General features: G+C 73.7%; 13 protein-coding genes and 1 pseudogene. 5 read left to right on the forward strand and 9 right to left on the reverse strand.

The features are described from left to right. Positions 1-62 precede the first annotated feature (62 nt). On the forward strand, positions 63-866 hold the full coding sequence (locus tag HH311_RS03315; protein ID WP_169182105.1) for an MBL fold metallo-hydrolase: 804 nt from the start codon (positions 63-65) through the stop codon (positions 864-866). A 31-nt stretch (positions 867-897) separates the two neighbouring features. On the opposite strand, the gene HH311_RS03320 is transcribed toward HH311_RS03315, so the two are convergent. The 3 genes from HH311_RS03320 to HH311_RS03330 form a co-directional block, all read right to left on the reverse strand. Continuing rightward, complete coding sequence (locus tag HH311_RS03320) at positions 898-1,416, reverse strand: general stress protein (RefSeq protein WP_169182106.1); 519 nt, start codon at positions 1,414-1,416, stop codon at positions 898-900. A gap of 206 nt (positions 1,417-1,622) precedes the next feature. Further along, a complete protein-coding gene (locus tag HH311_RS03325; protein WP_169182107.1) occupies positions 1,623-2,816 on the reverse strand; it encodes an acyl-CoA dehydrogenase family protein in 1,194 nt (397 codons plus the stop codon). Positions 2,817-3,006: 190 nt separating this feature from the next. Continuing rightward, positions 3,007-3,966 carry a CoA ester lyase gene (locus tag HH311_RS03330; RefSeq protein WP_169182108.1) on the reverse strand — a complete coding sequence of 320 codons (960 nt, stop codon included), beginning with the start codon at positions 3,964-3,966 and terminating at the stop codon, positions 3,007-3,009. Between the two features lie 206 nt (positions 3,967-4,172). Between HH311_RS03330 and HH311_RS03335 the strand changes: the two genes are divergently transcribed. The 3 genes and pseudogenes from HH311_RS03335 (at position 4,173) to HH311_RS03345 (ending at position 7,329) form a co-directional block, all read left to right on the forward strand. Further along, positions 4,173-5,519 (forward strand): magnesium transporter MgtE N-terminal domain-containing protein, encoded by a 1,347-nt coding sequence (locus HH311_RS03335; protein WP_169182642.1) that lies wholly within the window; start codon positions 4,173-4,175, stop codon positions 5,517-5,519. Next, a pseudogene (locus tag HH311_RS31305) lies at positions 5,512-5,952 on the forward strand (DUF1003 domain-containing protein); the annotation flags it as partial. The gene HH311_RS03335 and the pseudogene HH311_RS31305, both read left to right, overlap by 8 nt. Before the next feature lie 240 nt (positions 5,953-6,192). Beyond that, positions 6,193-7,329 carry an Mrp/NBP35 family ATP-binding protein gene (locus HH311_RS03345; protein ID WP_169182110.1) on the forward strand — a complete coding sequence of 379 codons (1,137 nt, stop codon included), beginning with the start codon at positions 6,193-6,195 and terminating at the stop codon, positions 7,327-7,329. A 57-nt stretch (positions 7,330-7,386) separates the two neighbouring features. Here HH311_RS03345 and HH311_RS03350 read toward each other — a convergent pair whose 3' ends face one another. Both HH311_RS03350 and HH311_RS03355 read right to left on the reverse strand, forming a co-directional pair. Further along, on the reverse strand, positions 7,387-7,869 hold the full coding sequence (locus HH311_RS03350; protein WP_169182111.1) for a GNAT family N-acetyltransferase: 483 nt from the start codon (positions 7,867-7,869) through the stop codon (positions 7,387-7,389). A 37-nt stretch (positions 7,870-7,906) separates the two neighbouring features. Next, positions 7,907-8,782 carry a dioxygenase gene (locus HH311_RS03355; protein ID WP_169182112.1) on the reverse strand — a complete coding sequence of 292 codons (876 nt, stop codon included), beginning with the start codon at positions 8,780-8,782 and terminating at the stop codon, positions 7,907-7,909. Between the two features lie 74 nt (positions 8,783-8,856). Between HH311_RS03355 and HH311_RS03360 the strand changes: the two genes are divergently transcribed. Beyond that, positions 8,857-9,357, forward strand: coding sequence for a MarR family winged helix-turn-helix transcriptional regulator (locus HH311_RS03360; protein ID WP_169182113.1), 501 nt, complete (start codon positions 8,857-8,859; stop codon positions 9,355-9,357). A gap of 52 nt (positions 9,358-9,409) precedes the next feature. Here the strand turns inward: HH311_RS03360 and tatB are convergent, their stop codons facing one another. From tatB to sigE, 4 genes are all read right to left on the reverse strand, one after another. Continuing rightward, entirely contained in the window at positions 9,410-9,898 is a 489-nt protein-coding gene (tatB, locus tag HH311_RS03365; protein ID WP_169182114.1) for a Sec-independent protein translocase protein TatB, read from the reverse strand. An 8-nt stretch (positions 9,899-9,906) separates the two neighbouring features. After that, positions 9,907-11,640, reverse strand: a complete 1,734-nt coding sequence (locus HH311_RS03370) for a trypsin-like peptidase domain-containing protein (RefSeq protein ID WP_169182115.1) — start codon at positions 11,638-11,640, stop codon at positions 9,907-9,909. Positions 11,641-11,769: 129 nt separating this feature from the next. Further along, complete coding sequence (locus tag HH311_RS03375; protein WP_169182116.1) at positions 11,770-12,444, reverse strand: zf-HC2 domain-containing protein; 675 nt, start codon at positions 12,442-12,444, stop codon at positions 11,770-11,772. Continuing rightward, on the reverse strand, positions 12,441-13,103 hold the full coding sequence (sigE, locus tag HH311_RS03380) for an RNA polymerase sigma factor SigE (RefSeq protein WP_211189488.1): 663 nt from the start codon (positions 13,101-13,103) through the stop codon (positions 12,441-12,443). Before sigE ends, HH311_RS03375 begins: the two co-directional genes overlap by 4 nt. Between the last annotated feature and the right edge of the window lie 103 nt (positions 13,104-13,206).

The raw sequence follows: 13,206 nt of genomic DNA on the forward strand, positions 1-13,206 counted from the left end.
CCACCACCCGGCACTACGGTCACCACCGAGCGGTTGCACCGTGCAACCAGTAGGGGGTTTCCGTGCTGACACAGGTCGCCGACGGCGTCGCCGTCCGGGAGAGCGCGTTCTGCCGGACCAGCACCGTCGTGGTGCAGGGTCGGGACGGCGTGCTGCTCGTCGACCCCGGCGTGCTCGACGCCGAGCTGGCGGCCCTCGCCGACGAGCTGACCGACGCGGACCGGACCGTGGTGGCGGGCTTCTCGACGCACCCGCACTGGGACCACCTGCTCTGGCACCCCCGGCTCGGCGCGCCGCCCCGGTGGGCGACGCAGCGCTGCGCGGACACCATCCGGGGGGCGCTGGCGGACCCGGGGTTCGCCGATCGCGTCGCCACGATGATCCCGCCGGACATCGTCGAGCGGGTCCCGATGGACCTGCTCGGCCTGGTCGACGGCCTCCCGGCCGACGCCGCGGAGCTCCGGTGGGACGGCCCCCGGGTCCGGGTCCTCGAGCACCGGGCCCACGCCGCCGGTCACGCGGCACTGCTGGTCGAGGAGTCCGGTGTCCTCGTCGCCGGCGACATGCTCTCCGACGTGCTCGTCCCGATGCTCGACCTCGGCGCCGCGGATCCGATCGGCGACCACCTCGCGGCACTGCGGCTGCTCGAGGACGCGGCGGGCGGGGTCGACGTCGTCGTGCCCGGTCACGGCTCCGTCGGCGACGCGCAGGAGCTGCACGCCCGGATCGCGCGGGACCGCGCCTACCTGCACGCCCTGCGCGACGACGACGTCGTCGACGACCCGCGGATCGGCCCCGCGGCCCCGTTCCCGTGGGTGGCCGACGTGCACGCGGGGCAGGCCCGGCGCCTCGTCGCGCAGCGCTGAGCGCGACCCGCAGCCGCCGTCGGGAACCCGGCTACGTCTGTTCGGTGCCGATCGCGAGCTTGGCCAGCATGTCGCGGGCCTTCTCGGCGCTGCGCGGCTGGCAGAGGACGTCGTAGCGGCCGGCGACGAGCTGGCTGGACGACGTGAAGTCGCGGCGGCCCCGGCTGGCGCCGTAGGTGATCGCGCCGGACACGATGCCGAACACGATGCCCATGCCGAGGCCGAGCAGGATCGCGCCGATCGAGCCGGTCGCGCTGAACAGCGAGAGCACCACGCCGACGAACAGGCCGAGCCACGCCCCGGACGCCGCGCCGGTGGCGAGCACCCGACCCCAGGTCAGCCGGCCGATCACCCGCTCGACCAGCATCAGGTCGACCCCGACGATGGTGACGTCCGCGACGGGGAAGTCGTTGTCGGCGAGGTGGTCGACCGCGCGCTGCGCCTCCTCGTACTTCGCGTACGACCCCACCGGCCACCCCGACGGCGGCTCGGGCAGGTTGGGCAGCCCGGGGGCTGCCCCGGGACGGTTCCCGAGGAACGGCGAGCTCACGACTTCCTCCGCTGGCTGGCTGGTCCGAGCATCCTGTCAACGGACCGCAGCGGACGAAAGTGCCCGAAGACCCTGTGTCGTCCCTCGCTCACTGGGCCGGACGGCGGCGCGCACTGGTTCGGGTGCGCGCCGCCATCGGGTCGGCGACGGGGCTTTCCTGTCACTGGATGCAAGCAACGACGCTCCGCTTGCACTCCAGGGACGGATCAGCGGATCTTGTAGTCCTTCAGCAGCCCCCGACTGATGATCGTCTTCTGGATCTCCGACGTGCCCTCGCCGATGAGCAGGAACGGCGCCTCGCGCATGAGCCGCTCGATCTCGTACTCCTTCGAGTACCCGTAGCCGCCGTGGATGCGGAACGACTCCTCGGTGACCTCCTTGCAGTACTCCGAGGCGATCATCTTGGCCATCCCGGCCTCGACGTCGTTGCGCTCGCCGCGGTCCTTGAGCCGCGCGGCGTTGACCATCATGAGGTGGGCCGCCTCGACCTTGGTGGCCATCTCGGCGAGCTTGAACGCGATCGCCTGGTGCTGGGCGATCGGCTTGCCGAAGGTCGATCGCTGCTGGGCGTACTCGATGCCGAGCTCGAAGGCGCGGATCGCGATGCCGCAGGCGCGGGCGGCCACGTTGACGCGGCCGACCTCGACGCCGTCCATCATCTGGGCGAAGCCCTTGCCCGACTGCCCGCCGAGCACCTGCGTCCGCGGGATCCGGAAGCCGTCGAACACCATCTCGGTGGTGTCGACGCCCTTGTAGCCCATCTTGTCGATCTTGCCGGGGACCGAGAGGCCCTCGGCGACCTTGCCGAACCCACGCGGCTTGTCCACCAGCAGCGTCGTCAGGTTCTGGTAGGGCTTCTCGGCGCCCTCGTCGGTCTTGACGAGCACGGCGGTGAGGTTCGACGAGCCGCCGTTGGTCAGCCACATCTTCGCGCCGTCGACGACGTAGTCGTCGCCGTCGACCTTCGCGCGGGTCTTGATCGCGGCCACGTCGGAACCCAGCTCGGGCTCGGACATCGAGAACGAGCCGGTGACCTCACCCGTGGCGAGCTTCGGCAGGTAGTACTGCTTCTGCTCCTCGGTGCCGTGGTGGATCAGCATGTAGCTGACGATGAAGTGGGTGTTGATGACGCCCGAGACGCTCATCCACCCGCGCGCGATCTGCTCGACGGTCAGCGCGTACGTCAGCAGCGACTCGCCCAGGCCGCCGTACTCCTCCGGGATCATGAGCCCGAACAGGCCCATCTCCTTCATCCCGTCGACGATCTCCTGGGGGTACTCGTCGGCGTGCTCGAGCTCCTGGGCGTGCGGGATGATCTCCTTGTCCACGTAGTCGCGGACGGTGGAGAGGATCTCCTCCTGGACGTCGGTGAGTCCCGCGGTCTGGGCGAGGCGTGCCATGTGAACGCTCCTGATGATGTTTGTTACCGGCGAGTATGCCCTGGGACCTCCGCGCGAGGGGACCCTTCGGTCGGCTAGAGCGACGGTTCCTTCCCCTCGCGGACGGGCCAGCGGTGGGGTCGCCGTCCGCGAGGGAAGGATCCGGTCGCTCTAGGCGCACGAGGGTTCCCCTCGTGCGGGAGAGGCGGGGTCAGCTCTCCGGCGGGGTCCAGCGCTCGCCGCGGGTCATCCCCGCCGCGCGGCCCTTCCCCGCGATGACCAGCGCCATCTTGCGGGAGGCCTCGTCGATCATCTCGTCGCCGAGCATCGCCGAGCCCTTCGCTCCCCCGGCCTCCGAGGTGAACCACTCGTAGGCGTCGAGGATGTTCTCGGCGTGGTCGTAGTCCTCCTGCGACGGCGAGAACGTCTCGTTGGCGGCGTCGATCTGGCCGGGGTGGAGCACCCACTTGCCGTCGTAGCCCAGCGCGGCGGCGCGGCCGGCGACGCGGCGGAAGGCCTCGACGTCGCGGATCTGCAGGTAGGGCCCGTCGATGGCCTGCAGGTCGTACGCCCGCGCGGCCATGAGGATCTGCATGAGGATGTAGTGGTACGCGTCGCCCTCGGTGTAGCCGGGGGGCTGCTCGCCGACCACCAGCGACTTCATGTTGATCGAGGCCATGAAGTCCGCCGGCCCGAAGACGATGGTCTCCAGGCGGGGGGACGCCGCGGCGATGTCGTTGACGTTCGTCAGGCCCAGGGCGTTCTCGATCTGGGCCTCGATCCCGATCCGCCCGACCTCGAGCCCCATCGTCTTCTCGATCTGGGTGAGCAGGAAGTCCAGGGCGTGCACCTGCGCCGCGGTCTGCACCTTCGGCAGCATGATCGCGTCCAGGTTCGCCCCGGCGCCCTCGACGACCTCGGTGACGTCCCGGTAGGTCCACTCGGTCGTCCAGTCGTTGACGCGGACGACGCGGGTCTTGCCCTCCCAGCCGCCCTCGTTGAGCGCGGCCACGATCGTCTTGCGCGCCTCCGGCTTCACCAGGGGGGCGCACGCGTCCTCCAGATCCAGGAAGATCTGGTCGGCCGGCAGCGTCCGGGCCTTGTCGATGAACTTCTGGCTCGAGCCGGGCACCGCGAGACACGACCGGCGCGGACGGTTCTCGACACTCACTCGCACTGACCTCCTCGAGGGCCTCCACGTCGTCATCGCGGAGACATGTGGTTGCCCGGGATGCTGACACGGCCGGGCCCGGCTGTGCCGATTCAGGTGAAGACGCTCTCAGCCGCCGTCCCCGCCGGGTCGTGCCACCCTCTCAGCACCGACAACACTCCCCGCGCCGCTAACCTCGGCGCGTGACCCGCGCCGCCACCACACCGATGACCAGGGTGTTCGTCGCCCGGATGGTCGGTCTGCCCGTTCTGGGGCCCGACGGGGAGAACATCGGCCGGGTCCGCGACGCGGTGTCGGCGGTGTCGGTGGGGCCACGACCACCCCGCGTGCTCGGCCTCGTCGTCGGGGTCGGGTCGCGGCGGCGCATCTTCGTGCCGATGCTGCGGGTCACCGCGATCGACGCGGGCGCGGTGACGCTGTCGACGGGCCAGGTGAACCTGCGGCCGTTCGCGCAGCGCCCCAACGAGGTCCTCGTCGTCGGCGAGATGCTCGACGCGCACGTCCGCGTCGTCGACCACGACGCCGACGCCACCGTCGCCGACGTCCTCATGGAGCACACCCGCAGCCGCGACTGGCTCATCACCCGGCTCGCCGTCACCGAACGCCACGGGCGCCTGGGACGACGCGGCCCGGTGCAGGTCCTGCCCTGGGCCGCGGTGAGCGGGCTCTCGCTCGCCGAGGAGGGCCAGGGCACCGAGCAGCTGCTGGCCACCTTCGAGGACATGCGCCCGGCCGACGTCGCGCAGGCGCTGCTCGACCTGCCCCTGCGCCGGCGCCACGACGTGGCCGACGGGCTCGACGACGAGCGCCTCGCCGACGTCCTCGAGGAGCTGCCCGCGGTCGACCAGCGCGACCTGCTGCGCCACCTCGCCTCCGAGCGCGCGGCCGACGTCCTCGAGGCCATGGACCCCGACGACGCGGCCGACCTGCTCGCCGACCTGCCCGACCCGGAGTCCGAGCAGCTCCTCGGCCTCATGGAGCCCGAGGACTCGCAGTCGGTGCGGCGGCTGCTGACCTACTCGGCCGACACGGCGGGCGGCATGATGACCCCGGAGCCGATCGTGCTCTCGCCCGACTCCACGGTCGCCGAGGCCCTCGCCCGCGTCCGCAACCCCGACATCACCCCGGCACTCGCCTCGATGGTGTTCGTCGCCCGCCCGCCCTCGGCCACCCCGACCGGGCGGTACCTCGGCTGCGTGCACTCCCAGCGACTGCTGCGGGAGGCGCCCTTCGAGCTCGTCGCGGGCGTGCTCGACGCCGAGCTCACCCGCCTGCACCCCGACGCCTCGCTCACCGAAGTCACCCGCTACTTCGCGACGTACAACCTCGTCTGCGGGCCGGTGATCGACGACAACGACCACCTGCTCGGCGCGGTCACCGTCGACGACGTGCTCGACCACCTGCTCCCCGAGGACTGGCGCACCCAGGACCCGGAGCCCACGACGACGGGTGGGCTCCGGATCCCGCCCTCCGCGCTGCCCCCGTCGGCTGCTCCGGCGGCCGCGTCCCCCAGGTCCGCCAGCCGCCCGACCCGCGGAGGCCGCCGTGCCTGAACGCACCACCCGCAACCGGCTCGACACCCCGGCCGGCCCGCAGCGGCGCCTGCGCGTCGACCTCGACACCGAGGCGTTCGGCCGGCTCTCCGAGCGGCTCGCCCGGTTCCTCGGAACGGGCACCTACCTGTTCTGGCAGACGGTGTTCGTCATCGTGTGGATCGCCCTGAACCTCATCGGGATCCTCGGGCAGTGGGACCCCTACCCGTTCATCCTGCTGAACCTCGCGTTCTCGACCCAGGCCGCGTACGCCGCGCCCCTGATCCTGCTCGCCCAGAACCGGCAGGACGACCGCGACCGCGTCGCGCTCGACGAGGACCGCTCGCGGGCCCAGCGGACCATCGCCGACACCGAGTACCTCTCCCGCGAGCTGGCCGCGGTCCGCCTGGCCGTCGGCGAGATGGTCACCCGCGACTTCCTGCGCAGCGAGCTCTCCGAGCGCGGCGCCGAGCGCAGCGGGGTGGACCGCGAGCTGCAGAAGGAGCTCAGCCGCGCCGTCGACCGCGCCCTGGACAAGACGCTGCAGAAGTCCCTGGACCGCGTCGTCGACCGAGCGGTCGACAAGGCCGTCGACCAGGCCCTCGAGCGCGTCCTGGAGCGCACGGGAGCCGCGGGACGTGGGACGAACCACGCGGGGCCCGGTGCCGGGGACGGCGCGACGTAACATCGGGTCATGGCTGGTTCACCGTCGGTCGAGGCGATCCGCACCGCGCTGTCCGGTGTCGAGGATCCCGAGATCCACCGTCCGATCACCGAGCTCGGGATGGTCAAGGACATCCGCGTGCTCGACCACGGCAAGGTCGAGATCGCGGTCTACCTGACGGTGTCGGGCTGCCCGATGAAGGACACCATCACGAGCCGGGTGACCACGGCCGTGTCGGGGGTCTCGGGCGTCTCCGCGGTGTCGGTCGAGCTCGACGTCATGAACGACGAGCAGCGCAAGGAACTGCGCCGCAAGGTCAAGGGCGACGCCGACGAGCCGGTCATCCCCTTCGCGCAGCCGGGCTCGATGACGCGGGTGTACGCGGTCGCGTCGGGCAAGGGCGGCGTCGGGAAGTCGTCGGTGACGGTCAACCTCGCCGCGGCCATGGCGAACAAGGGCCTGAAGGTCGGCGTGGTCGACGCCGACATCTACGGCCACTCCGTGCCGCGCATGCTCGGCGCCGACGACCTGCCCACCAAGGTCGACGAGATGATCCTGCCGCCGCAGGCCCACGGGGTGAAGGTCATCTCCATCGGGATGTTCACCCCCGGCAACACGCCGGTCGTCTGGCGCGGGCCGATGCTGCACCGCGCCCTGCAGCAGTTCCTCGCCGACGTCTTCTGGGGCGACCTCGACGTGCTGCTCCTCGACCTGCCGCCCGGCACCGGCGACATCGCGATCTCGGTCGCGCAGCTCATCCCCAACGCCGAGCTGCTGGTGGTCACCACCCCGCAGCAGGCCGCCGCCGAGGTCGCCGAGCGCGCCGGCGCGATCTCGCTGCAGACCCGGCAGCGCCTGGTCGGCGTCGTCGAGAACATGTCGTGGATGGACCTGCCCGACGGGTCGCGGATGGACCTGTTCGGCACCGGCGGCGGGCAGCAGGTGGCGGACTCGCTGACGAAGTCGGTGGGCTCGGACGTCCCGCTGCTCGGCCAGATCCCGATCGACACCCGGCTGCGCGAGGGCGGGGACGCCGGGGTGCCGCTGGTGCTCTCGGCGCCGCAGTCGGCGGCCGGGGAGGCGCTGCGCGGGGTGGCCGACCGGCTCACGGTCCGGGCGCGCGGGCTCGCGGGGATGTCGCTGAACATCTCGCCGGCCGGCCGCTGAGGTCCAGCGTCCGGAACGACTCTTTCCTGACACTGGACGTCCGGAACTCGGCGTTGATCACCCGAGGTCGCGCTGCATCCACGCGACGTCGTGCCAGGCGTCGAACTTCCGGCCGATGCGGGGGAAGGTGCCGACCGGCTCGAAGCCCATCGCCGTGTGCAGCCCGACGCTCGCGTCGTTGGGCAGCGTGATGCCGGCGGCGGCGCGCCGGTAGCCGAGGTCGGCCAGCCGCGCGAAGAGGGCCTCGTAGAGCGCGCGCCCGGCCCCGGTACGACGGCGGCCGGGCTCGAGGTAGACGCTCACGCTGCACGACCACCGGTAGGCCTCGCGCGGGTTGAACTCCCCGCCGTAGGCGAACCCGACCGGTCGCCCGCCGTCCTCGGCCACCAGCCAGACGTGGGCCGCGGCGATGCGGGCGGCCATCGCGTCGGCGTCGGGCGCGACGGCCTCGAAGCTGATGACGGTGTCGGTCACGTAGGGCGCGTAGATCGCGGCGCAGGCCGCGGCATCCGCGGGTGTGGCGTCGCGGATCGTCGGCACGGTCGATCACGGTAGCCGCGCCCGACGGCGGGTCGGCTCAGGCCAGCGAGAACGAGCGCCGCGAGAGGCCCCACATCATGCCGTCGATCTCCGTGGTGGCCGGGACCTCGGGGTCGGCCGCCGCGCCGAGGGTGACGAACAGCGGGACGTAGTGCTCCGCCGTGGGGTGCGCGTAGGGCATGCCCGGCGCCTCCCGGAAGCGGCGCAGGGTCTCGACGTCGCCCCGTCCGAGGGCGTCGGCGACCCAGGCGTCGAAGTCGTCGGTCCAGCCCGGCACCGCGTCCCCGCGCAGCATGTCGCGGGTGAGGAACGGCAGCCCGTGGGTCATGAACCCGGACCCGACGACCAGGACGCCCTCGGAGCGCAGCTCCCGCATGCGCGCGCCGATGCGCATCAGCCGGTCGGGGTCCTCGTCGGGCATGCTGACCTGCAGCACCGGCACGTCGGCGTTCGGGTACATCACCGAGAGCGGCACCCAGGCCCCGTGGTCGAGCCCGCGCGGCGACCGGTGCACCGGCTCGCCCTCGGCGAGCATCCCCGCGACCCGGTCGGCGAGCGCCGTCGCGTCCGGCGTCGCGTAGGTCATCCGGTAGTAGCGCTCGGCGAAGCCGCCGAAGTCGTACACCAGCGGGGTGCCGGCGTCCGGCGCGGACAGCGTCAGGGGCGCGGTCTCCCAGTGCGCCGAGACGATGACGATCGCCCGCGGCTGCGGCATGCGGTGGGCCCAGCCGAAGAGCTCGCGCATCCACTCGGCGTCGTCGTAGAGCGGCGGCGCCCCGTGCGACAGGTAGATCGCCGGGAGCGGGCCGTCCTCGGGCGTCCAGGGCCGGCGGCCGGCGGCCGTGGCGCGCGCCGGGCCGACGAAGGCGTCGAAGGCGGCCCCCGGGGCGGCGGTGGCGAAGGACGAGCTCATGGTGCTCCTCGGGTGACGGTTCGACCCTGACGCTACACGCTGCACAGTTGAAGCATCAAGTGTAGGCTGGGGTCATGGCCGAGTGGTTGACCGCCGAGGAGCAGCACGCCTGGCGTCGCACGGCCGCCGTCATGACGCTGCTCCCCGCCGCCCTGGACGCCCAGCTGCAGCGCGACGCCGGGCTGACCCAGTTCTCCTACCTCGTGCTCGCCATGCTGTCGGAGTCCGACGGCCGCGTCATGCCGATGAGCGAGCTCGCGTCCACCGTCAGCTCGTCGCTCTCCCGCCTCTCCCACGTGGTCTCGCGATTGGAGCAGCAGGGCTGGGTCGCGCGCGAGCCCTGTGCGGGCAACGGGCGGGTCACGATGGCCCGGCTGACCGACGCGGGGTGGGAGAAGGTCGTCGCGACCGCCCCCGGCCACGCCGCCGAGGTGCGGCGGCTGGTGATCGACGCGGTGGGCCCCGACCGGATCGGGGACCTCGACGCCATCACCGGCGCGATCCTCCGGCGCCTCGACCCGGGCGGCCGGATGCGCGCGAACCCGATGGCGCAGGAAGGTGCCTCCGGCCTGTGAGCACTAAGTGTCGCTATACCGACATTTGGTGCTCACGGGCGCGAAGCGCACCTTAGGTGGCGTCCGGATCGAACGGTGCTGCCTCACCCGGCGCGAGCGGCGTCCCGCGGTCCGACTGGCCCTTGACCACGCCGCCCGGCCCCGCGGCCGGCACCCCGTGCCCGTTGGTGCCCGACGTGCCGTTGCCGGACGGGAGTGCCGCGGCCGCGCCGGCCGCCGTCGCCGCCGGGTCGGGCGACGCGGGGGTGGCGGCGCCGCTCCACGTGCCGTCCGCGACCGGGTCGAACAGGGTGCGGCGCACCGCGCGCCGCGGGTCGAGGTCGCGGATCGTGCGCAGGTCCTCGAGCGGTTTGCGCAGCTCCTCGAACTCCGGGCCGATCTCCTGACGGAGCTGGTCGCGGGCGCCGGCGGCGTACTCGCGCACCGTGCGGACCGTGTCCGCGACCCAGCGCACGGCCCCGGGCAGCCGCTCCGGCCCCAGCACGAAGAGCCCGACCAGCGCGAGGACCAGGATCTCGCCCCACCCGACGCTCTCGAACACCGCTCCTCCTACAGCTGCGCCTGCAGCGACAGCGGCCGTCCGCCACGGACGACGCCGAGGGTCACGGTCTCACCCGGCCGGTGCTCGCGGATCGCCACGGTCAGTTCGTCGGCCGAGGCGATCGGCCGGTCGTCCACCCGCGTCACGACGTCGCCCTCGAGCACCCCGGCACGGTCGGCCGGACCGCCCTGGCGCACGTTGAGGATCTGTGCGCCGTCCGAGGTCCCGTCGGTGACCGACTTGGCGTTCACCCCGAGGTCGGTGTGGGCGAACCCGCCCGTCTGGATGAGCGACTGCGCGATGGTGCGGACGTCGTCGATCGGGATCGCGAACCCCAGCCCGATCGACCCGCCCTGCCCGGAGCTGTCGGTCCCGCCGAGGGTGCGGATCGCGGTGTTGATCCCGACGACGGCCCCGGTCGAGTCCACGAGCGCGCCCCCGGAGTTGCCGGGGTTGATCGCGGCGTCGGTCTGGATGGCGTCGATGACGGGGTTGGCGTCGGCGGACTCGGCGTCCAGGCGCACCGGCCGGCGCAGCGCGCTGACGATGCCGGTGGTCACCGTCCCGGCGAGGCCCAGCGGCGAGCCGATCGCGATGACGCCGTCGCCGACCCGCAGGTCCGACGACCGGCCCAGCTGCGCGACCGTCGGGTTCGCGACGTCGACCTTCACCACCGCGATGTCGGTCTGCGGGTCGCGCCCGACGATCCGCGCCGTCGCCCGCTGCCCGGACGAGAAGACCGCCTCGAGCGTCGCCCGCGGGTCGGTCGCGGCCAGCGAGACGACGTGGTTGTTGGTGACGATGTCGCCGCGCGGGTCGATCACGACGCCGGACCCGGTCCCGCCCGTGGTGCCCGACCGGACCTCGATCGAGACGACGGCGGGCACCACCCGCCCCGCGACGTCGGAGACCGACCCGGCGGGCCGTTCCTTGCCCGCGTCGACCTGCGCGAGGGTGGCGCCGGGGTCGATCAGCGTGTCCGAGCCCTCGGCGGTCAGGTGGCCGACCACCCCGCCGACCGCGCCCACCAGCAGCGCCACGACCGCCAGCAGGACCAGCGCGCCCGGCGCCACCCGCCGCCCGAACAGCAGCTCGCGGGCGGAGAGCCGCGGCCCCGTGCCCCGTCGGTCGGGACCCGGCTCCGCCTCGCGGACCGCCGGCGCGCCGAGCTCGACGGGGGCCGCCGGGTCGCGCCACGGGTCGCGCTCGGTCGTCTCGGCGTCCCAGAGGTCGTCGGCGGTGTGCTCGGCGGGCGCGTGGCCCTCGGCCGGGCGCTGCAGCGTCTCCGGGGCGCCCTGGGGGCGTCCGAAGGCGCTGGCGAGCGCGACCGACGGCTCCCGCGACCCGGCCTGGTCCCGACGACGGGTGCCGGCGCCGGCCGTGGCGTCGTCGCCCGTGTCATGGCCCGTGTCGTGGTCCCGGCGCGGGGTGTGCCCGTCCGGGGGACGCCCGAAGGCGGCCGCCATCTCGCCGTCGTCGAGGGGCCGGACGTCGGTGTCCGTCGACGCCGGCCCGGCGTGCTCGAGCGGCCCGGCGTGCTCCTGCCCGGCCTGCTCCGGCCCGGCCTGCTCCACCCGGTCCGGGTGCTCCGCCGGCCGGGCGTGCCCGTTGCTGCGGTGGCCGTTGGTGGACGCGGCGGCCTCCGGCGGCGTGGGGTCGTCCGGAGGGGCGTCGGACTCGGCGTCCTCGTCGGGCGCGCCGGGGCGCTCCGTCGTCGCGTGTCGCGACCAGGGGCTGCTCATGGCTGCGCTCCGGTGAGCGCCCTACTCGCCGTGCGCGCGCGGTGGGTGGTCATCGTCCTTCCACGGTAGAGCGCGCGGGACGGCGTTGCGACACCACCCGATCCTCGGGGGTCCGGGGTGAAGGAGCGGTCAGGCGGGGGGTCGCCCGGGAGTGCCGGGTGACGGCGGCCGCGTCGTGGTCGGCGGGCCGACCACCGGCACCGCGCCGGCCGGCCCGGCGTGCTCGGAGGCGCCGGCGAGCGGACCCCGGTCGCCCACCGGGGGCGTCGGGACGGCGGCGGTGAGCGAGGCGCCCGCGCCGGGGGCCTGGTCGGTGCCGGGAGCCACCGCGGCGGGGACGGCCCCGGCCGCGACCACGGGCCCGACGACGACCGCCGCGCCCGCGACCAGCCCGGAGGCGACCACCACCGGCAGCCGCCGGCGCCGGGCGCGGCGGCGCCCGGCCGTGCCGGGCGAACCCGACGGCACGACGAAGGCCCCGTCCGCGTCGAGCGTGAGCCCCGCGGGGGCCTCGGGCAGCTCGGCGACCTCGGGGATGGCCCGCAGCGAGGACAGCAGCGAGGCCGGGACACCCGGCGTGTCGGCGCCGCGCAGGCGTCGGCGGGCCTGGCGCTGGGCCATGACCTCGCCGGCACAGGCCGGGCAGCGGTCGACGTGCGCGGCCGCGCGGGCCGCCGGACCCGGCGGGAGCTCGCCGTCGACGTGCGCGACCACCGCGTCGAGCGAGAGGTGCCCGCCGGGCAGGGCCTCGGAGACCGCACCCACCCAGCGCGACCACGGGGTGCTGCGGCGCCGGCCGATCACGGCGTCGTCCCGGCGCCGAGCGTCACCGGCGAGCGACCGCCGGCCCTCTCCTCGGCGGCCCGCTCCGCGCGGCGCCGCTCGAGCGCGCTGCGGAGCGCCTGACGTCCCCGGTGGATGCGACTGCGCACGGTCCCCAGTTTGACATCCAGCGTGGCCGCGATCTCCTCGTACGAGAGTCCCTCCACGTCACACAGCACGACCGCGGCCCGGAACTCGGGCGCCAGCTCGTCGAGCGCGCCCTGCAGGTCGGGGTCGAGGTGGGCCTCGGAGAACACCTGCTCCGGGTCCGGACCGCCGCCGGGCAGCCGGTCGGTGTCCTCCGGGAGGCCCTCCATCCGCAGCCGGCCGCGGCGCCGCACCATGTCGAGGAACAGGTTCGTCGTGATGCGGTGCAGCCAGCCCTCGAAGGTGCCGGGCTGGTAGGCCGCGAGCGAGCGGAAGACCCGGATGAAGGTCTCCTGGGTGAGGTCCTCGGCGTCGTGCGCGTCGCCGGTGAGCCGGTAGGCCAGGCGGTACACGCGGTCGGCGTGCTCGCGCACCACGTCGTCCCACGACGGCGGGGTCCAGCCCTCGGCGGCGTCGGTGAAGCCCGCGCGCGTGCCGGTCGCGTCGATGTCCGCGTCGGGTCCGACGGGGCGCGCGGCGAGCGTCTCGGTCATGTGCTCACTCTCGCCGAGGGGGATGACACCCGGGTGAGGGTCGTCTGAGAGGGGCCTGAGGAAGTACGGGAGCGGAGGGGTCGACCCATCGGGGACGACGGCG

It is taken from the genome of Actinomycetospora sp. TBRC 11914 (assembly GCF_012933465.1).
GTDB lineage: Bacteria > Actinomycetota > Actinomycetes > Mycobacteriales > Pseudonocardiaceae > Actinomycetospora.

Excerpts from the sequence above, each read along its gene's own strand:
- HH311_RS03325 (WP_169182107.1), bottom strand. The coding sequence starts at position 2,816 with ATGGCACGCCTCGCCCAGACCGCGGGACTCACCGACGTCCAGGAGGAG.
- HH311_RS03335 (WP_169182642.1), top strand. The coding sequence starts at position 4,173 with ATGACCAGGGTGTTCGTCGCCCGGATGGTCGGTCTGCCCGTTCTGGGG.
- HH311_RS03345 (WP_169182110.1), top strand. The coding sequence starts at position 6,193 with ATGGCTGGTTCACCGTCGGTCGAGGCGATCCGCACCGCGCTGTCCGGT.
- HH311_RS03355 (WP_169182112.1), bottom strand. The coding sequence starts at position 8,782 with ATGAGCTCGTCCTTCGCCACCGCCGCCCCGGGGGCCGCCTTCGACGCC.
- HH311_RS03360 (WP_169182113.1), top strand. The coding sequence starts at position 8,857 with ATGGCCGAGTGGTTGACCGCCGAGGAGCAGCACGCCTGGCGTCGCACG.
- HH311_RS03370 (WP_169182115.1), bottom strand. The coding sequence starts at position 11,640 with ATGAGCAGCCCCTGGTCGCGACACGCGACGACGGAGCGCCCCGGCGCG.
- sigE (WP_211189488.1), bottom strand. The coding sequence starts at position 13,103 with ATGACCGAGACGCTCGCCGCGCGCCCCGTCGGACCCGACGCGGACATC.